Below are 16,709 nucleotides of genomic sequence, written 5' to 3'. Positions count from 1 at the left end.
ATGTGCCTTGCCATCCCCGGTCGTATCGACAGCGTGGACGGCGACGACCCGCTGTTCCGCCAGGCGCGCGTGGCCTTCGGTGGCGTCACGCGCGTGATCTCGCTGGCCTGCACCCCCGAGGCCGGGCCCGGCGACTACGTGCTGGTCCACGCCGGCATCGCGATCGCCACCCTCGACGAGGCCGCTGCCGAACGCACCCTGGCGGCCCTGCGCGAAATCCCCGCGCACGACCCGCCCGCCCCGGAGGGCCCGTGAAGCACCTGGACGAATACCGCGACCCGGCGCTGATCCTGCGTCAGGTGGAAGCGATCCGCGCCACCTGCACCCGGCGCTGGACGCTGATGGAGGTCTGCGGCGGCCAGACCCACGCAATCCTGCGCCATGGCCTGGATGAACTGCTGGCGGACGCGGTCGAGCTGATCCACGGGCCCGGCTGCCCGGTCTGCGTGACCCCGACCGAGACCCTGGACCAGGCGGTACTGCTGACCCGCCACCCGGAGGTGATGCTGTGCACCTTCGGCGACATGCTGCGCGTGCCCGGGGCGCTGGGCGACCTGAACGCGGCGCGCGCGGCCGGGGGCGAGGTGCGCGTAATCTACTCGCCGCTGGATGCGGTGGCGCTGGCGCGCGAACACCCGGATCGCGAGGTCGTGCTGCTGGCGGTGGGCTTCGAGACTACCGCCCCGGCCGCCGCAATCGCCGTGCTGCAGGCCGAGGCCCTGGGCCTGGGCAACCTGTCGCTGCTGGTCTCGCACTCGCTGGTACCGCCGGCGATGGAGGCGTTGCTGGCCGACCCGGACAACCGCATCCAGGGCTTCCTGGCCGCCGGCCATGTCTGCACGGTGGAGGGGGCGACCGCCTATCACGCGATCACCGAACGCTTCCGGGTCCCGATCGTGGTGACCGGCTTCGAGCCGGTGGACCTGCTGGCCGGGATCCACGCCTGCGTGGAGCAACTGGAACGCGGCGCGGCCCAGGTGGAGAACCGCTACGACCGGGCCGCGCAGGACCACGGCAACGCAGCCGCGCGCGCTGCGGTCTCTCGCGTCTTCGAGCCGGTCGAGCGCGAATGGCGGGGCATGGGACGCCTGCCCGCCAGTGGCCTCGGGCTGCGCCCGGAATACGCCCGGTTCGACGCCGTGGCCCGTTTCGGGCTCGTCCCACCCGAGGCGACCGGGGATGGCCCCTGCATCGCCGGCCAGGTGCTGCGCGGGCTGCGCCGCCCCACCGACTGCCCCGCCTTCGGCCGCGATTGCACGCCGGACACCCCGCTGGGCGCACCCATGGTCTCCTCCGAGGGGGCCTGCGCGGCCTACCTGCACTATCGGGGCGGGGCATGACCACCGACGTCGTACGCCTCGCGCATGGCGGCGGGGGGCGGATGCAGGCGAAGCTGCTGGACGAGGTGATCCTGCCAGCGCTGGGCATCCCGGCTCTCGCCGCCCCCGATGCCGCCGTGTTCGACGCCCCGGGCGGGCGCCTGGCAATGACGACGGACAGCTTCGTGGTGCGGCCGCTGTTCTTCCCGGGTGGCGACATCGGCCGGCTCGCGGTGCACGGTACGATCAACGACCTCGCGATGGCCGGGGCGCGCTCCTTGTGGCTGACCCTGGGCCTGATCCTGGAGGAGGGGCTGCCGCTGGACGACCTGCGGCGCGTCCTCGCCTCGGTGCAGGCGGCCGCCGAAGAATGCGGCGTGCGGGTGGTCGCCGGCGACACCAAGGTGGTGGAGGCCGGGCGCGGCGACGGGGTCTACATCAACACCAGCGGGGTGGGCGTCGTGCCCGAAGGCGTGCAGATCACGCCGGGCGCGATCCGGCCCGGTGATGTACTGCTCGCCAGTGGCGATCTTGGCCGCCATGGTGTCGCCATCCTCGCCGCCCGCGAAAACCTGGGCCTGGACCCGCCGATCCCCAGTGACAGCGCATCGGTCGCCGGGGCCGTGGCCGCACTACTGGCCGCCGGCGTGCCAGTCCGCGCGCTGCGCGACCCGACCCGCGGCGGTGCGATCGCCGCCCTGCAGGAGCTGGCCGATGCCTCCGCCTGCCGGCTGGTGCTGGAGGACGCCGCAATCCCCGTGCGCAACGACGTGCGCGGGGCCTGCGAGATCCTTGGTCTGGACCCGCTGCACTCCGCCTGCGAGGGCCGCTTCCTGGCCGCCGTTCCGGAACACGCGGCCGCTCAGGCCCTGAGGATTCTCCGGACCCGCGCGGAGACAGCCGGGGCCGTCGCTATCGGACGGGCGGAGACGGGCGAACCGGCTGTCATCCGGCACCTGGCGACCGGCGTGGAGCGCCGCGTCATCCTGCCGGCCGGCGAGCAGCTGCCCCGTATTTGCTGAAGCGGCCTGCGTGTCGCGCTATGGTGGGTCAGAACGACAGGAGGACCCCGAGATGAACTTGCGCACCCTCATGGGAACCGCTCTAGCATTGGCCACCACGCCCGTCCTGGCCCACCCCGGGCACGGACACGGGGACGCCTTCTCGCTGCTCCACTTCCTGAGTTCACCCGAGCATCTCTGGCCCCTCGGGCTGCTGATGCTGGCCATTGTCGGGGGCCTGTTCGGTGCCCTCTGGTACCGCCACCGGGCGCGACGCTGACGTCAGCCGGCGACGGGCGAACCTTCCACCGCCCACCAGTAGCGCTGTTCGTAGTCACGGTCGCGATCGCGCACCGGTACCGGGACGAAACCCATCGCCGCGAAGAAGCTGGCCGCCGAGGCCTGGGCCTTGACCAGCACCCCGGCCACTCCGGCCTCGTGCGCGGCGCTCCGGCAGGCCTCGACCAGTTGCCGGCCCACACCCTGCCCGCGGGCGGCTCGCCCCACGTAGAGGCCATGCAGCAACAGCCCATCGGCGGCACCCTCCGGCAGCTCGCGGGTCTCCGCCGTCTCCCAGGCGGCGGCGCCGACCACCTCGCCCGCACGCTCCAGCACCGTCACCTCGAGGAACATCAGATCGGCCTCGGTATAGCGGTAGGCCGGCAGGGCGAGCCGGCGCACGCGCTCGGGCAAGGGCCAATCCTCGACCGCCTCGGCCACCAGCCCATTGATAGCGTCGAGATCGCCGGGGCGGGCCGGGCGGAGGGATTCGGTAGATTTCGTCATGGGCATGTTCGCAGTATCGGACACAGGCGGGCTCGTCGTCGGCATGGTTCCTGCTCGGACCTGTTCGCCAGGCCGAAGTGCCGGGACAAACGGCCCGCGCGGGCCGTCACGACAACGCCATTCCCGATCAGGGATAATCGCAGCGCACTGAAAGGAGACGACACCGCACCATGACGGAACTGAAAAAGGCGATCGAGCACCAGCGCGACTACCTCGAGGACAAGCTGCATGAACCCCTGGCGGAGATCGCCGGCCGGCTGAGTGCCGCCTGGCCGCGCCGCGAGGCGCTGGACTCGATCCTGGAGGAGGCGATCCGCCAGATCCCGGAAGCGACCTTCGTGTATGCACTAAACACCGAGGGGGTCCAGCTTTCGGACAACATCTCGCGCACTGGCGTACTGCCGGAACACTTCGGGCGCGATCGCTCGCAGCGCCCGTACATGAAGGAGGCCGTGCCCGCGGACGGCTTCCTGCTGTCGGATGCCTACATCAGCCTGCTCGGACGCCGGCCATCCCTGACCTCATTGCAGCTGGTGCGCGACGACCAGGGCAATGCGCTGGGCTTTCTCGGTGCGGACTTCGATCTGCGCAACCTGCCCGACTTCTCCGAGGACCTGTACGAGGAGCCCAGCGAGTGGCGCCAGATCAAGGGCGATCCGTCGATTCGCGGGACACTGTTCCTGCAGAGTCGTACCGAGAGCCTGATGGACCAGAACATGGACACCGCCCTGGCCATTCTGGAAGAACTGTTCACCGAGCGCGGCGTGTTCCAGGGGGTGTTCCACTTCTCCAGTTCGCGCGCCACGCTGTGGACCACCGAGGACCCCTACCGCTACCGCATCCTGACGCACGAATCCCTGGGCGACCCGGACGTCTGCCTGGCGTTTCCGCACGAGCCGTACCCCGCGGAGGCGCTGATCCCGAGGGAGGACGTCGGCCGCGTGCTGGAGGCACTGCGCGCGCTGCGCTATGCCGACGAAACCGTGTACCTGCGTTCCGCCTCGATCAACCTGTTCAACGGCATGATCAGCCTGACCTTCTCCTGCGACGGCTCGCATTACATGACCTGGGACGACTTCCTCGGCCGCTCTATCCAGTTCTGGATCGGCGCCACCGGCTAGGGAGACACGGATCGATGCGCTTCTCCCCCCGGGGCTGTCGCGCGCCGATCAACTCGGTCATCATGGTCACGGGATCAGCGGGGCCACACGCACATGGAAACCGGATACGCCAGGGAGGTGGGTGGCCGCGCCGAGCAACAGGACGCGGTGACCGTGCTACAAAACGCGGACGGGCAGAGCGCCCTGCTGCTGGTCGCGGACGGAATGGGCGGCCACGAGGGCGGGGCACGCGCCTCGCACGCCGCGATCGCGACCGCCGAACGCCTGTGGACCCGCTACGCGGGGCAGGCTGCCGATGCCCGTGCCCTGCTCCACGCTCTCTTCCACGAGACCCATGCAGCCTTGCTGGAGGCCGGGGGTACCGATCCGTCACAACGCCCCGGCACCACGCTGGTGGCACTGTATGTGACCCCGACCTCCGCCTGCTGGGCCCATTGCGGCGACAGCCGGCTGTACCACTTCGAGGGCGACACCCTTCAGCGACGCACGCGCGATCACACCCGGGTCCAGCAGCTGGTCGACGAAGGGGTAATAAGCGAGGTGCAAATGGCAACGCACCCGGAGCAGAACCGGCTATTGCGAGGCCTCGGCGTGGTCGACCCGATCGAGGTGGACTACGGCGAGGCCCCCGTCACCCGTCACACGCGCTTCTTGTTGTGCTCGGATGGCTTCTGGGAACAGATCGGGCCGATGGAGATCGCGGAACTGCTGGACAGCCCGGATCTCGACACGGCCACCGCGAGCGCAGCCGTCGAAGCGGCGCGACGCGGCGGACCCAAGGGTGACAACGTGGCCCTGGCAGCATGGCGGAGCGGGCCGCCGCGCGGGCGTTTCTGGCGCCGGCACCTGAAGGCGCGCATCGGGCCCACGCTGGGCCTTCTGGCGCTTCTGGCTGCGGCCCTTGCGATCCTGCTGTGGCCGCTGGACTGATGCCGACCGTATACTCGCGGACTCGCCGAGCCGCACCAGTCCTTGCCATGATGCCAGCCCACATCACGCTGATTCGCCTCGTCTCGCTTGTCGTACTGACAGCGTTCCTGTCCGGCTGTGCGCAGCTACAGGGCATGTTCGACCCCGAGGCGGAGGCCACCGAGGACGTGGTCGTCGCGACCGACGAGGCCCCGTCCGACCCGATCGCCCGTGAGGAGCAGGACGAGCGCCTCAAGATCGCCGAGATCGTGCAGCTCCTGCAGGGCGGCGAGATGGACCGGGCACGCTCGGCACTGGACCGGATCCTCGCAGATGATCCGGGCAACCGCGCCGCCCGCGGCCTGCGTGAACAGCTCTCCGGGGATCCGCAGGCGACCCTGGGCGAGGCCTATTTCGTTCACACGGTGGAGCCGGGCGACAGCCTGGGCGGGCTGGCGCGTGAGCACCTCGGCGATGCCACCCGCTTTGTGATCCTCGCACGCTACAACGACATCGAACGCCCGGACCGACTGCTCGTCGGGCAACGGCTGCGCATCCCACGGGATGTAGCGGGGCTGCAACGTGGCGAGACCGATCTGGACGAACAGCTGATGGCTCTGGACCCCGACGCCGCGCCCGGCGTCAGCGAGGACGGTTTGCGCCGCGCAATCGAGGCCGACCTGGCAGCCGGGCGTTATGGCGCGGCGCTGGAGGTCGTGGAGCTGGTCCGCGAGCACCCCGAGGCGCAGAACGAATGGGCCAGCTGGCTGGACCCCCTTTCGCGCGACGCGGCGATCGGCTACTGGCACCAGCGGGGCGTGGAGGCGCGCTCTGCAGGCGCGACCGGAAACGCGCTGGAGGCCTTCGGCCGGGTGCTCGAACAGGACCCGCAACACGCGACCGCGCGCCAGCACCTTGACGAGCTGGAGCAACAGCGCAAGGAGGCCCTGCACGCGGAGGCCATCGTGCGCTACCGCAACCAGGACCTGGAGACCGCCATCGCATTGTGGGACGAGGCCCTGGCGATCGACCCCGGGTTCGAGGCGGCGCGCGGCTATCGCCTGCGAGCCCTGGAACTGCAGCGTCGCCTGGATGCCCTAGGGAAACACTGATTAATGTACACGTTCGCGTTGGTGCCCCAGGTTTTCCGAGACAAGGCGCGTCGTGCAGCGGGTAGTGGTTCTACCCGCAAGTGGTGCAACGCAGGATCGGGGAACCTGGGGCTCCAACCCCACAAGCCATTGAATGCAGGGGCTTGGCCGCTTTTGCGCGCGCACGGCGTTGCGGCTCCCTTGTGCAGAGTGACTGCACGGCAGTCGCCGCGCCTTGTTCGCACGCAAAAGCGACTCGAGCGCGAACGTGTACATTAATCAGTGTTTCCCTAGATCGCGAGAACGACCGGAGTTAATCCGTAGCGGTACGTCTTGAAGTGGCTTCGGTCGGCAACTCGTCGGATGCGAGCTCCTGGGTGCGGTCGCCGTCAGCAACCGGCCCTGCAGCGCTGCGCTCGGGCGTCCCGGCGACCCGGCGCTTCATGCGCGCCTCCAGCGAGTCGGCCATCGCGTTGTAGGCACTGAAGACCCGCTCGAAGTCGTCGTGTCGACGGGCACGGATCCGGGTATCGAGCCGCCCCTGACCGATCTGGTCCAGCGCCCCGCGCAGGCGGTCCAGCGGCGCCTGAAGACGCCGGGCGAGCACGTAGGCCCCCAGGAGCACCGCGAGGAGGGTGACCAGCGTGAGCATCAGCAAGGCCATGAAGGTGGCCTCGTTCGCCGCGCGCAGCGACCCCGTGGACAGCCCGACCTGGAGTTGCCCAAGGTGATGACCCTGGTAGCGAACCGGGGCCTCGAACATGAACAGCTCTGCGCCATCCCGCCCGGTGATGGACCACACGGCCTGGCCGTCGCGACGCTGAAGCAGGCGGTCCTCGGAAGGCGGCTCGTAGGGCTGGCCCAGGACCTCCGGGTCGCTGCTGGCCACCACCTCGCCGCGGTGGTCCACGACGCTCAGCAGGGCAATCTCCCGGTTCGCCTGCATGTCGCGCAGGCGGCCCTGGACCGCGATGGTGTCCTCCAGCAACAGGTCCTCGGCACTCTCCACCGAGATGATCTGCGCCAGCGTGGCCCCATAGTCAAACGCCAGGTCGGTCATCACCTCATTCTGCTTCTGGTGTACCAGCGTGCCACCGACAACCAGGGTGACCGCCACCAGTGCCCCCATGACCGCGGCCCAGCGCAGACGCAGCGGGATGATCCGACGCCCGCCACCTGCCCTTTCGCGCTCGGCGCGTTGCTCGTCGATACGCTCGAGGTCCACCAGTAGCTCGCCGGCCGACTGGTAGCGCTCGTCCGGCTCCTTCGCCAGCAGGCGCAACACCAGCTCGATCAGTTCCTGCGGACAGTCGCGCACGATGACCCGCGGTGCGGGGACCGGATCCTTGACCACCCGGGTCAGCAGGGTCTCGACATCGTGACCGCGAAACGGGGTGGCCCCCGTCAGGAGCTCGTACAGCACCACGCCCACGGAATAGAGATCGGCACGAGCGTCGGTATCGCGGCCACGGACCTGCTCCGGCGCCATATAGTGCGGCGATCCTGCGATATAGCCGTCGTCGTCCTCGGCAAGCCAGTCGTCGTCGGCGCGCCAGTCGGGGTCCCTGAGGGTGCGGGCGATGCCGAAGTCCATCACCTTGATGTTCGCCGTGGCGCTGGTGACGATGATGTTCTCGGGCTTGATGTCGCGGTGCACGACGCCATGCCGGTGGGCATAGTCCAGGGCCTCCACCAGCTGGATGGCGATCTTCAGGACATTGCGCAGCAGCAGCGGCCGGAACTGTTCCGCGAACTCCGCGAGGGTGATGCCGTCCAGCAGCTCCATCGCGATGAACGGCTGCTGATCCGACTCGCCGACATCGAAGATGGTGACGATGCCCGGATGGGTCAGGGTGCCGGCGGCACGCGCCTCGGCCAGGAAGCGCCGGCGGTACTCGGGGCGGCGGGCGTAGTCCGGTTGCAGGCACTTGATCGCCAGCGGACGCCGGATATCCGGGTCGTAGCCGCGATGGATGACGGCCATCGCACCGCGCCCGATCTCCTCGCCGACCCCGTAGCGTCCGATCCGCTGCATGCGCCGGCGACCCTGAGCCTCAAACCGTCTCGAGCAGGATGCGCGCGACGACCGCCAGTACCAGGACCGCAACCGCGATGCCCAGCCAGCGCCAGCGTGACCGAGGCCCACGGCCAGGCCGGGCATCGGAACCGTCGTCGCGGCGGCGGAACACGAACTCGGCCCGCCCGAAACGGACGTGGTCGCCGTCCTTCAGCGCAGCCTCGTGCACCTTTTCGTCGTTTACCCAGGTGCCGTTGGTGGACAAGAGATTGACCACCCGGCATTCGCCGCCGTCGTTGACCAGCCAGGCATGCTGCGAGGAGACGCTGTCCTCCTGCAGTACGATGTCATTGGTAGCCTCACGCCCCACCGAGCGCTTGCCCGGTTTCAAGGTCAGGCGCTGCTGGCCGAAGGGCTCGGAGATCCCCACCAGCACCGGGTGGCCGCCGGGGGGCGCCCCCTCGCTGGCGGTGTCCGCGGCGCTTTCCTGCTCGGGCAAGGCCTGTCCCTGAAACAGCATTGTCCCCTGCGGCCCGCTGCGGCCGGCATCCCTGCGTCGTCCCTGGTCGCTCATACATCCCCCTGCTTCACGAGCCTTGCGTGGCCCTGTTTTTCGGGTTGTCACCTGCTCGAGTATGCACGGGCGGCGCGCACCAAAACAACGAATGCGTCACACCATGAAAGGGCCTGCTATGCTCCGGCCATCCGCCCATCACGACAAGGAGTCTGAACATGGAACAGGACACCACCAACGGGGCCGACCTCCGTGGACTGATCGAGCCACTCGTTCGCGGAAAATTCTGGATGCAGTTGATCGGGGTGATGCTAATCATCTCGGGCGTGCTGACCGCCCTGTCGATCATCGGCATCATCATCGCCTGGATCCCGATCTGGGCCGGCGTGGTCCTGATGCAGGCCGCCGGCGCCTCCCAGCGCGCCTACGAAAGTGCCGATCCGGAAGCGATCAAGTACGCCCTCGGCCGCCTACGCATCTACTTCACCATCTTTGGCGTGCTGCTGCTGATCTACCTGATCCTGATGGTCCTGGGCATGATCTTCGGCATCGGCGCCGGCCTGATGGGCGGCTTCGGCCACATGCAGTAGTCCCGGCGGGCGCCACTTTCGATTAACGTTTCGCATGGCCCGTTCGCAGGGCCGCGGCGGGACCGCGGCGGCGACACGCCCGGATCCGCACGCTGCGGCCTGAACGGTTATAGGAGTCAGGGTTTGGACATCATCAGGCGCCTGCGGGTCCTGGGAAACCCGTTGCACCGGGAAGACGCAGACGTTCGGCGGGCTTTCGCGGCCTGGCATCGCCAGGTGCGGATCCCGCAGGCCCGCTACGTCGCGTTCCTGACGGCCCTGCTGTATTTTCTGTACGCCGTCCTCGAGCAATCGGTGGCCACCGACCTGCACACCTCGAGGCTTGTGGCCCATGCCCTGCTGGTGCCGGGATTGCTGCTGGCGGTCGGGCTGATGAGTTTCGAGCGGCGCCTGCAGCCGATGATGTGGGTGCTCCTGACCCTGGCACCAGTGGTAGCGAACGCGGCCAACCTGCATCTGAACGTTGGTTCGGCGCAGTTTCTGATATTCGCCCCCGAGATCTATCTCAGCATCATGTGGACGTTTGCGATCTCCGGACTGGCCCTGCGCCAGGCCGTGATTGCCGCAACCGTCATCATCGCGCTGGTAATCGCCGCCACCTTCCGCCAGCCGCTGGAGGCGGATCTGCTGCAGCTGCACCTGATGTGGGCCCTGGCCGCGTTCTCCTTCGGCTGCTTGAGCGCCTTCATCCTCGAGAAGGCCCACAAGCACACCTTCCTGCAACAACAGCAGCTGGCCCGTGCCGCCCGGATCGACGAACTGACCTCCTTGTGGAACCGTGCGCATATCGAGCGCCTGTTCGATGAGGAACGCGCACGGGCCGAGCGCTACGGTGAACCGTTCGCGGTCATCCTGATCGACATCGATCACTTCAAGTCCGTGAATGACACCTGGGGACACAGCTCCGGCGATGGGGTGCTTCGCCAGTTCGCCGGCCTGCTGCGGCAGAACCTGCGCAAGGTGGATGCCATCGGTCGGATCGGGGGCGAGGAGTTCTTCGTTCTGCTGCCGCAGACGCGCGGCGAACAGGCGCTCGTCGCTGCCCGTGAGCTGCAGGCGCGAATCACCGCCTTCGACTTCGACACGGTGGGGCGGCAGACCGCCAGCTTCGGTGTTACCGAGTACCGCCCCGGCGAGGACCGGGTCGACACCTTCAATCGTGCCGACCAGGCCCTGTACGCCGCCAAGAAGAACGGCCGCAGCCGGATCGAGGTGCGCTAGGGAAACGCTGATTAATTCGCACGTCCGCGTTGGCGCCCCATTTTCCCCGAGACAAGGCGCGGTGCGCAGCGCCGTAGTCACTCTACGGTCAAGCGCCGCAACGCAGGATCGGGAAAAATGGGGCGCCAACCCCTTGAGGGCTCGGCCGCCCGTTGTTGACGACAATGGGCCCGCTGACCGCGTTGGCGCTCGCTTATGTAGCTCGGCTACACTTCGCTCACCGCGCCTTGTCAGCGGGCAAAATCGATCGAGCGCGGACGTGCGAATTAATCAGCGTCTCCCTAGCGTCTCTCCCGGTCGATCTACACCTCGCGGTAGAGGCGCGCACCCTTCTCGACGAACTCGACCGCCTTCTCCTGCATCCCCTTCTTCAGGGCCTCGTCTGCGGAGACGCCCTGGGCCGCCGCGTAATCGCGCACATCCTGGGTGATCTTCATGGAGCAGAAGTTGGGGCCGCACATGGAGCAGAAGTGGGCGACCTTGTGCGCGTCCTTGGGCAGGGTCTCGTCGTGGAATTCGCGCGCGCGTTCCGGGTCCAGCGCCAGGTTGAACTGGTCCTCCCAGCGGAACTCGAAGCGCGCCTTGGACAGCGCGTTGTCCTGCAGCTGCACGCCGGGGAAGCCCTTGGCGAGATCGGCGGCGTGGGCCGCGATCTTGTAGGTGATGATGCCGTCGCGCACGTCCTGCTTGTTGGGCAGGCCCAGATGCTCCTTGGGCGTCACGTAGCAGAGCATCGCGGTGCCGTACCAGCCGATGTTGGCCGCGCCGATGCCGGAGGTGATGTGGTCGTAGGCCGGGGCGATGTCGGTGACCAGCGGGCCGAGGGTGTAGAACGGCGCCTCGAAGCAGTCTTCCAGCTCCTTGTCGACGTTTTCCTTCACCTTCTGCAGCGGTACGTGACCGGGGCCCTCGATCATCACCTGCACGTCGTGCGCCCAGGCCTTCTGCGTCAGCTCGCCCAGGGTTTCCAGCTCGCCGAACTGCGCGGCGTCGTTGGCGTCGGCCAGGCAGCCGGGGCGCAGCCCGTCACCCAGCGAGAACGAGACGTCGAACGCCTTCATGATCTCGCAGATCTCGTCGAAACGGGTGTAGAGGAAGTTCTCCTCGTGATGCGCGAGGCACCACTTGGCCATGATCGATCCACCGCGCGAGACGATGCCGGTCACGCGATCGGCGGTCAGCGGCACGTACTGCAGGCGTACGCCGGCGTGGATGGTGAAGTAGTCCACGCCCTGTTCGGCCTGCTCGATCAGGGTGTCGCGGAACAGCTCCCAGGTCAGGTCCTCGGGCTTGCCGTCGACCTTCTCCAGCGCCTGGTAGATCGGCACGGTGCCGATCGGCACCGGCGAGTTGCGCAGGATCCACTCGCGGGTCTCGTGGATGTTCTTGCCGGTGGACAGGTCCATCAGGGTGTCGCCGCCCCAGCGCGCGGACCACACCAGCTTCTCGACCTCTTCCTCGATCGAGGAAGAGACCGCCGAGTTGCCGATGTTGGTGTTCACCTTCACGCGGAAGTTGCGGCCGATGATCATCGGCTCCAGCTCCGGGTGGTTGATGTTCGCGGGGATGATCGCGCGGCCGCGGGCGATCTCGTCACGCACGAACTCGGACGTGATCGCCTCGGGGATCGACGCCCCGAACGACTCGCCAGCATGCTGGCGCAGCAGCTTCTTGTAGCGCGGATCCGCGCGCAGTTCCTGCAGGCGGTTGTTCTCGCGGATGGCAACGAACTCCATCTCCGGGGTGACAATCCCCTGGCGGGCGTAGTGCATCTGCGAGACGTTCGCCCCGGCCTGCGCGCGGCGCGGCGGGCGGATGTGCTCGAAGCGCAGGCTGGCCAGTTCCGGATCGGCGGCGCGGGCGCGGCCGTATTCGGAACTCGGGCCGTCCTGCCATTCAGTGTCGCCGCGCTCGTCAATCCAGCCGCCGCGCAGATCCGCCAGGCCCCGGTGCAGATCGATGGTCGCGTCCGGATCCGTGTACGGGCCCGAGGTGTCGTAGACCGGGATCGGCGGGTTCTCTTCCGGGGTGCCGGCGGTCAGCGTGGGGCTTTGTGCGACCTGGCGGAACGGCACGCGGATATCCGGGCGCGAACCCTGCACGAAGACCTTCTCGGAATTGGGGAACGGGCGCGTGACGTCGGCGGAGACCTGGGCGGTCTTGCGGGCGAAGGACTCGGGGATGGCGCTCATACAGTGACCTCTGCGGTGCGGGCATGGCAGCAGAGGGAACGGAACGGGCCGGACAGACTGCGAACGGAGCGCGCGCGGACTGGATCGAGCACCGAGCTTCCCTCCGCCAGCGTTAACTGGTTCAGGTTCAAGGGGACTCTCTCAGCTCGCATCGATCGCGGGCACCCCCAGCTCTGACGGATGAGTGTACCGCACCGAGCGCGTCGGCGGGACCAACAAGACCGCGCGCGCTCCGGTGTTTTGCGTTAGATTAAGGCTTTGTGACAACCTTCGCGCCGCCATGTCCCCCAAGAACTTCGTCTTCGAGCTGTTTGGCCGTTCCCCGGTACGCCCGCTACAGGCGCACATGGAGAAGGTGCGCGCCTGCATCGCCGAGCTCCCGCCGTTCATGGAGGCCATGGCCCGCGACGACTGGGAGACCGCGCGGGTACAGCAGAAGAAGATTTCGAAGCTGGAACGCGAGGCGGACCGCCTGAAGAAGGACCTGCGCCTGCACCTGCCCAAGGGCATGATGCTGGCCATGTCGCGCCGCGACGTGCTCGACACCCTGCTGATCCAGGACCGCATCGCCAACATGGCGAAAGACATCGCCGGGCTGATGCTGGGCCGTCAGATGCAATTCCCCGACAACATGGGCGAGCCGCTGAAGCGCTTCCTCGACCGCAGCGTGGATGCCGTCGACCAGGCCGGCCGGGCAATCAACGAGCTGGACGAACTGGTGGAGGCAGGCTTCCGCGGCCACGAGGTCGAGGTCGTCAACGGCATCCTTACCGAACTGGACCAGATCGAGCACGAGTCCGACGAGGCCCAGCGCGAGGTGCGCGAGATCCTCTTCGCGCAGGAGGCCGAACTACCGCCGGTCAACGTGATGTTCATGTATCGCGTGATCGACTCCATCGGCGAACTGGCCGACCTGGCCCAGCGTGTAGGCAGCCGCCTGCAGCTGATGCTCGCCAAGTAACCACCGGCACCCAGGCACAGGCACCGAGGACGGCATGGAATACAGCACCCTGTTGCTCGGCCTTGCAGTGATCTTCGGCCTGTTCATGGCCTGGGGCATCGGCGCCAACGACGTTGCCAATGCCATGGGCACCTCGGTGGGCTCACGCGCGCTGACCATTCGCCAGGCGGTGTTTGTAGCCGCGATCTTCGTGTTCTCCGGGGCCTGGCTGGCCGGCGGCGAGGTCACCCAGACCATTCGCAGCGGGATGGTCGACTCCAGCCTGATGGCCGACAACCCCGAATTGCTCGTTTACGGGATGCTGGCGGCCCTGGCAGCCGCCGGGACCTGGCTGATGGTCGCCTCCTATTTTGGCTGGCCGGTCTCCACGACCCACTCCATCATCGGCGCCATCGTCGGCTTTGCCGTGGTCGGCCTCGGCTTCGAGGTGGTTCGCTGGGAACGTGTCGGCACCATCGCGATGTCCTGGGTGGTCTCGCCGCTCGTTGGCGGGATGATCGCCTTTGCCCTGTTCCGCAGTGTGCAGATCCTGATCCTCGATACCGTCGATCCGCTGAAGAACGCCAAGCGCTGGGCGCCGCTCTATATCTTCCTCACGGCCTTTGTCACGGCACTGGTGACGATGTTCAAGGGCCTGACCCACGTCGGCCTGGACCTCACGCCCGTGCAGGCCTATGGCTTCGCGATCCTGATCAGCGCCATCGTGGTCGTGCTCGGGATGATGGCGATCCGCCGCCTGCGCTTTGACGATCCCGCTGGCGTGGGCGAGGAAGGCTCCCATTTCGCCAATGTCGAGAAGGTGTTCGGCATCCAGATGGTGGTGACCGGGTGCGCGATGGCCTTTGCCCTGGGCTCCAACGACGTCGCCAATGCCGTCGGCCCGCTGGCTGCAGTCGTGGACGTGATCCAGACCGGCGATGTGAGCACCGAGACCGTCGTGCCCATGTGGGTGCTGCTGCTGGGCGGAGTCGGCATCGTGTTCGGCCTGTTCACCTACGGCCACAAGGTGATCGCGACCGTGGGCACCGGGATCACCCAGCTCACCCCCAGCCGCGGCTATGCCGCCACCGCCGCGGCGGCAGCTACCGTGGTCCTGGCCTCCGGCACCGGGCTGCCGATCTCCACCACGCACACCCTGGTCGGCGCGATCCTCGGCGTGGGCCTGGCACGCGGGATTGCCGCGATCAATCTGGGCCTGGTGCGCATGATCTTCCTGTCCTGGATCGTGACCCTGCCGGCCGGCGCGATCCTGGCGGTGGTCTACTTCTACATCCTGCGCGGCATCCTCGGATAAGTTGGCCCCGGTCTCCGGACGTTCCAGTCCGGGGTCCGGCCTGCACGCCCTCTCAGGACGAACAGCTTAGCTGGATCCCGCTCGCCCAATCCGGCGGCAGGTCCGCATAGGCCTCGTATTCCGGCTGCTCGGCGAACGGACGCGCCAGGATCTGCTGCAGACGCAGCACCTCGGATGCATCCCCCGCCTCGGCTTGCTCGATCGCGGCCTGGGCCAGATGGTTGCGCAGGATGTACTTGGGATTGACGGCATTCATCGCCGTGCGCCGCTCTTCAGGGGGCAGCCCCTCCCCCGCAAGCCGCGCCTGATAGCGCGACCACCAGGCCTGCCATGCGGCCCCATCCTCCAGTTCCGATTCCAGTTGCGCCCGGATCTCCGCCTGCTCCAGATCCGGCAGCTGGCGGAAGAAGCGGGTGTAATCCACACCCTCGGCCGCCATGCGCGCGAGCAGATCCTGGATCAACGCCTCGTCGTCCTCCTGCTCCACCTGCAGCCCGAGCTTCGCCCGCATACGCGCCAGCCAGGCCTGCCGGTACTGCGACTGGAAGCCCTGCAGCAGCGCCTTGGCGCGCTCGATCGCCGCCTCGCGGGTAGCGTCGGCGAAATGGATCACCAGGGTCTCGGCCAGGCGGATCAGGTTCCACTGCGCGATCTGCGGCTGCTGGTCGAAGGCATAGCGCCCGCCCTGGTCGGTGTGGTTGCAGATGTAGCCGGGGTCGAAGGCATCCATGAACGCGAACGGGCCGTAGTCGATGGTCAGGCCGGCCAGGCTCATGTTGTCGGTGTTCATTACGCCGTGACAGAACCCGATGGCCTGCCAGTCGGCGACCATCTCCGCGGTGCGGGCGATCACCGCCTCCAGCATCGCGGCGACGGGATCATCGGCCCCCTGGAGTTCCGGGTAGTCATGCGTCAGGGCGTAGTCGATAAGTTCCTGCAGGCGGGCGCTGTAGCCGTTGTAGTGGAAGTACTCGAAATGGCCGAAGCGCAGGAAGCTGGGCGCGGCGCGCAGCACGATGGCCGCCGGCTCGACGCGCTCGCGGTACACCGGCAGGCTGGACCCGAACAGCGCCACCGCACGGGTGGTCGGCACGCCCAGCGCGGCCATCGCCTCCGAGACCAGGTACTCGCGCACCGAGGAACGCATGACCGCACGACCGTCCGCGCCGCGCGAGAAGCGCGTCGGGCCGGCACCCTTGACCTGCAACTCCCAGGTCTCGCCCGTTGGCGTGCGAACCTCGCCCAGGAGCTTCGCGCGACCATCGCCCAGTTGCGGCACGAAGACACCGAACTGGTGCCCCGCGTACACCGAGGCCCGCGGCTCGGCCCCCGCCAGCTCGCTACCGTGAGTGCAGGCCCCGAGCCACGGGTCGCGGCCAAGGGCCGCGGCCTCCAGGCCCAGACGCTCGCACATGGCCGGGCTGCTCGCCAGGCAGGTCGCATCCGGAAACGGGGCGGGTGCCGGGCTTTCGTGAAAGGCCTCCGGCAGACAGGCAAAGTGGTTGATCCACTCCAGTTGGCTCTCGGAGGCGGCGGCGTTGACGGGGTCGGGGACCGACATGGGGCATTCTCGGCAGGTTGCGGTGTCAGGGGTTATCATGCGCGTCGCATCGACCCGGGTTCAGGAACCCACGGCGGTCGCGCGTTCATTTTCCGGCCGGATGCCCCACGGCAAACGGCACCCTGCATTCCG

Annotated in this window: 16 protein-coding genes and 1 riboswitch; of the genes, 11 read left to right on the top strand and 5 right to left on the bottom strand. The window is 67.9% G+C overall.

The window, feature by feature from the left end; all coding sequences use genetic code 11:
* The 4 genes from D575_RS0105915 to D575_RS0105900 are packed head-to-tail and all read left to right on the top strand — an operon-like array spanning nucleotide 1 to nucleotide 2,600.
* A complete protein-coding gene (locus tag D575_RS0105915; protein WP_018144995.1) occupies nucleotides 1-255 on the top strand; it encodes a HypC/HybG/HupF family hydrogenase formation chaperone in 255 nt (84 codons plus the stop codon).
* Nucleotides 252-1,340, top strand: coding sequence for a hydrogenase formation protein HypD (gene hypD, locus D575_RS0105910; RefSeq protein ID WP_018144994.1), 1,089 nt, complete (start codon nucleotides 252-254; stop codon nucleotides 1,338-1,340). The genes D575_RS0105915 and hypD overlap by 4 nt, the downstream gene beginning before the upstream one ends.
* Nucleotides 1,337-2,341: a hydrogenase expression/formation protein HypE gene (hypE, locus tag D575_RS0105905; protein WP_018144993.1), complete on the top strand. Its 1,005-nt coding sequence runs from the start codon at nucleotides 1,337-1,339 to the stop codon at nucleotides 2,339-2,341. The genes hypD and hypE overlap by 4 nt, the downstream gene beginning before the upstream one ends.
* A 52-nt stretch (nucleotides 2,342-2,393) precedes the next feature.
* The gene (locus D575_RS0105900; protein WP_018144992.1) at nucleotides 2,394-2,600 is read left to right on the top strand and encodes a hypothetical protein; all 207 of its coding nucleotides are present in this window, start codon (nucleotides 2,394-2,396) and stop codon (nucleotides 2,598-2,600) included.
* Between the two features lie 2 nt (nucleotides 2,601-2,602).
* Here D575_RS0105900 and D575_RS0105895 read toward each other — a convergent pair whose 3' ends face one another.
* Nucleotides 2,603-3,106 carry a GNAT family N-acetyltransferase gene (locus D575_RS0105895; RefSeq protein ID WP_143592439.1) on the bottom strand — a complete coding sequence of 168 codons (504 nt, stop codon included), beginning with the start codon at nucleotides 3,104-3,106 and terminating at the stop codon, nucleotides 2,603-2,605.
* Between the two features lie 170 nt (nucleotides 3,107-3,276).
* Here D575_RS0105895 and D575_RS0105890 point away from each other — a divergent pair, with 170 nt between their 5' ends.
* The 3 genes from D575_RS0105890 (at nucleotide 3,277) to D575_RS0105880 (ending at nucleotide 6,248) form a co-directional block, all read left to right on the top strand.
* Nucleotides 3,277-4,227 (top strand): PDC sensor domain-containing protein, encoded by a 951-nt coding sequence (locus D575_RS0105890; RefSeq protein ID WP_018144990.1) that lies wholly within the window; start codon nucleotides 3,277-3,279, stop codon nucleotides 4,225-4,227.
* Nucleotides 4,228-4,320: 93 nt separating this feature from the next.
* Nucleotides 4,321-5,157 carry a PP2C family serine/threonine-protein phosphatase gene (locus D575_RS0105885; RefSeq protein WP_018144989.1) on the top strand — a complete coding sequence of 279 codons (837 nt, stop codon included), beginning with the start codon at nucleotides 4,321-4,323 and terminating at the stop codon, nucleotides 5,155-5,157.
* A gap of 47 nt (nucleotides 5,158-5,204) precedes the next feature.
* A complete protein-coding gene (locus tag D575_RS0105880) occupies nucleotides 5,205-6,248 on the top strand; it encodes a LysM domain-containing protein (RefSeq protein WP_018144988.1) in 1,044 nt (347 codons plus the stop codon).
* Nucleotides 6,249-6,540: 292 nt separating this feature from the next.
* Here D575_RS0105880 and D575_RS0105875 read toward each other — a convergent pair whose 3' ends face one another.
* Entirely contained in the window at nucleotides 6,541-8,262 is a 1,722-nt protein-coding gene (locus tag D575_RS0105875) for a serine/threonine-protein kinase (RefSeq protein WP_018144987.1), read from the bottom strand.
* A 19-nt stretch (nucleotides 8,263-8,281) separates the two neighbouring features.
* Nucleotides 8,282-8,764, bottom strand: coding sequence for an FHA domain-containing protein (locus tag D575_RS0105870; RefSeq protein ID WP_018144986.1), 483 nt, complete (start codon nucleotides 8,762-8,764; stop codon nucleotides 8,282-8,284).
* A 212-nt stretch (nucleotides 8,765-8,976) separates the two neighbouring features.
* Between D575_RS0105870 and D575_RS0105865 the strand changes: the two genes are divergently transcribed.
* Together D575_RS0105865 and D575_RS0105860 are read left to right on the top strand one after the other, a co-directional pair.
* On the top strand, nucleotides 8,977-9,348 hold the full coding sequence (locus tag D575_RS0105865; RefSeq protein WP_018144985.1) for a DUF5362 family protein: 372 nt from the start codon (nucleotides 8,977-8,979) through the stop codon (nucleotides 9,346-9,348).
* A gap of 123 nt (nucleotides 9,349-9,471) precedes the next feature.
* Complete coding sequence (locus D575_RS0105860) at nucleotides 9,472-10,569, top strand: diguanylate cyclase (RefSeq protein WP_018144984.1); 1,098 nt, start codon at nucleotides 9,472-9,474, stop codon at nucleotides 10,567-10,569.
* 302 nt (nucleotides 10,570-10,871) lie between these two features.
* On the opposite strand, the gene thiC is transcribed toward D575_RS0105860, so the two are convergent.
* Nucleotides 10,872-12,761 (bottom strand): phosphomethylpyrimidine synthase ThiC, encoded by a 1,890-nt coding sequence (gene thiC / locus D575_RS0105855; RefSeq protein ID WP_018144983.1) that lies wholly within the window; start codon nucleotides 12,759-12,761, stop codon nucleotides 10,872-10,874.
* A gap of 81 nt (nucleotides 12,762-12,842) precedes the next feature.
* A riboswitch (TPP riboswitch) is annotated at nucleotides 12,843-12,940 on the bottom strand.
* A 101-nt stretch (nucleotides 12,941-13,041) separates the two neighbouring features.
* On the opposite strand from thiC, the gene D575_RS0105850 reads away from it, so the two are divergent.
* Nucleotides 13,042-13,722 carry a TIGR00153 family protein gene (locus tag D575_RS0105850; RefSeq protein ID WP_018144982.1) on the top strand — a complete coding sequence of 227 codons (681 nt, stop codon included), beginning with the start codon at nucleotides 13,042-13,044 and terminating at the stop codon, nucleotides 13,720-13,722.
* A 34-nt stretch (nucleotides 13,723-13,756) separates the two neighbouring features.
* The gene (locus D575_RS0105845) at nucleotides 13,757-15,016 is read left to right on the top strand and encodes an inorganic phosphate transporter (RefSeq protein ID WP_018144981.1); all 1,260 of its coding nucleotides are present in this window, start codon (nucleotides 13,757-13,759) and stop codon (nucleotides 15,014-15,016) included.
* A 52-nt stretch (nucleotides 15,017-15,068) separates the two neighbouring features.
* On the opposite strand, the gene D575_RS0105840 is transcribed toward D575_RS0105845, so the two are convergent.
* Entirely contained in the window at nucleotides 15,069-16,577 is a 1,509-nt protein-coding gene (locus tag D575_RS0105840) for a YdiU family protein (protein ID WP_018144980.1), read from the bottom strand.
* Between the last annotated feature and the right edge of the window lie 132 nt (nucleotides 16,578-16,709).

The organism is Thioalkalivibrio sp. AKL6 (assembly GCF_000376905.1).
GTDB classification, from domain to species: domain Bacteria; phylum Pseudomonadota; class Gammaproteobacteria; order Ectothiorhodospirales; family Ectothiorhodospiraceae; genus Thioalkalivibrio; species Thioalkalivibrio versutus.
This window is presented reverse-complemented; position numbering and strand designations above follow the sequence as displayed.

Excerpts from the sequence above, each read along its gene's own strand:
- D575_RS0105845 (WP_018144981.1), top strand. The coding sequence starts at position 13,757 with ATGGAATACAGCACCCTGTTGCTCGGCCTTGCAGTGATCTTCGGCCTG.
- D575_RS0105890 (WP_018144990.1), top strand. The coding sequence starts at position 3,277 with ATGACGGAACTGAAAAAGGCGATCGAGCACCAGCGCGACTACCTCGAG.
- D575_RS0105875 (WP_018144987.1), bottom strand. The coding sequence starts at position 8,262 with ATGCAGCGGATCGGACGCTACGGGGTCGGCGAGGAGATCGGGCGCGGT.
- hypE (WP_018144993.1), top strand. The coding sequence starts at position 1,337 with ATGACCACCGACGTCGTACGCCTCGCGCATGGCGGCGGGGGGCGGATG.
- D575_RS0105880 (WP_018144988.1), top strand. The coding sequence starts at position 5,205 with ATGATGCCAGCCCACATCACGCTGATTCGCCTCGTCTCGCTTGTCGTA.
- thiC (WP_018144983.1), bottom strand. The coding sequence starts at position 12,761 with ATGAGCGCCATCCCCGAGTCCTTCGCCCGCAAGACCGCCCAGGTCTCC.
- D575_RS0105885 (WP_018144989.1), top strand. The coding sequence starts at position 4,321 with ATGGAAACCGGATACGCCAGGGAGGTGGGTGGCCGCGCCGAGCAACAG.
- D575_RS0105865 (WP_018144985.1), top strand. The coding sequence starts at position 8,977 with ATGGAACAGGACACCACCAACGGGGCCGACCTCCGTGGACTGATCGAG.
- D575_RS0105900 (WP_018144992.1), top strand. The coding sequence starts at position 2,394 with ATGAACTTGCGCACCCTCATGGGAACCGCTCTAGCATTGGCCACCACG.
- D575_RS0105915 (WP_018144995.1), top strand. The coding sequence starts at position 1 with ATGTGCCTTGCCATCCCCGGTCGTATCGACAGCGTGGACGGCGACGAC.
- D575_RS0105895 (WP_143592439.1), bottom strand. The coding sequence starts at position 3,106 with ATGACGAAATCTACCGAATCCCTCCGCCCGGCCCGCCCCGGCGATCTC.
- D575_RS0105840 (WP_018144980.1), bottom strand. The coding sequence starts at position 16,577 with ATGTCGGTCCCCGACCCCGTCAACGCCGCCGCCTCCGAGAGCCAACTG.
- D575_RS0105850 (WP_018144982.1), top strand. The coding sequence starts at position 13,042 with ATGTCCCCCAAGAACTTCGTCTTCGAGCTGTTTGGCCGTTCCCCGGTA.
- D575_RS0105870 (WP_018144986.1), bottom strand. The coding sequence starts at position 8,764 with ATGCTGTTTCAGGGACAGGCCTTGCCCGAGCAGGAAAGCGCCGCGGAC.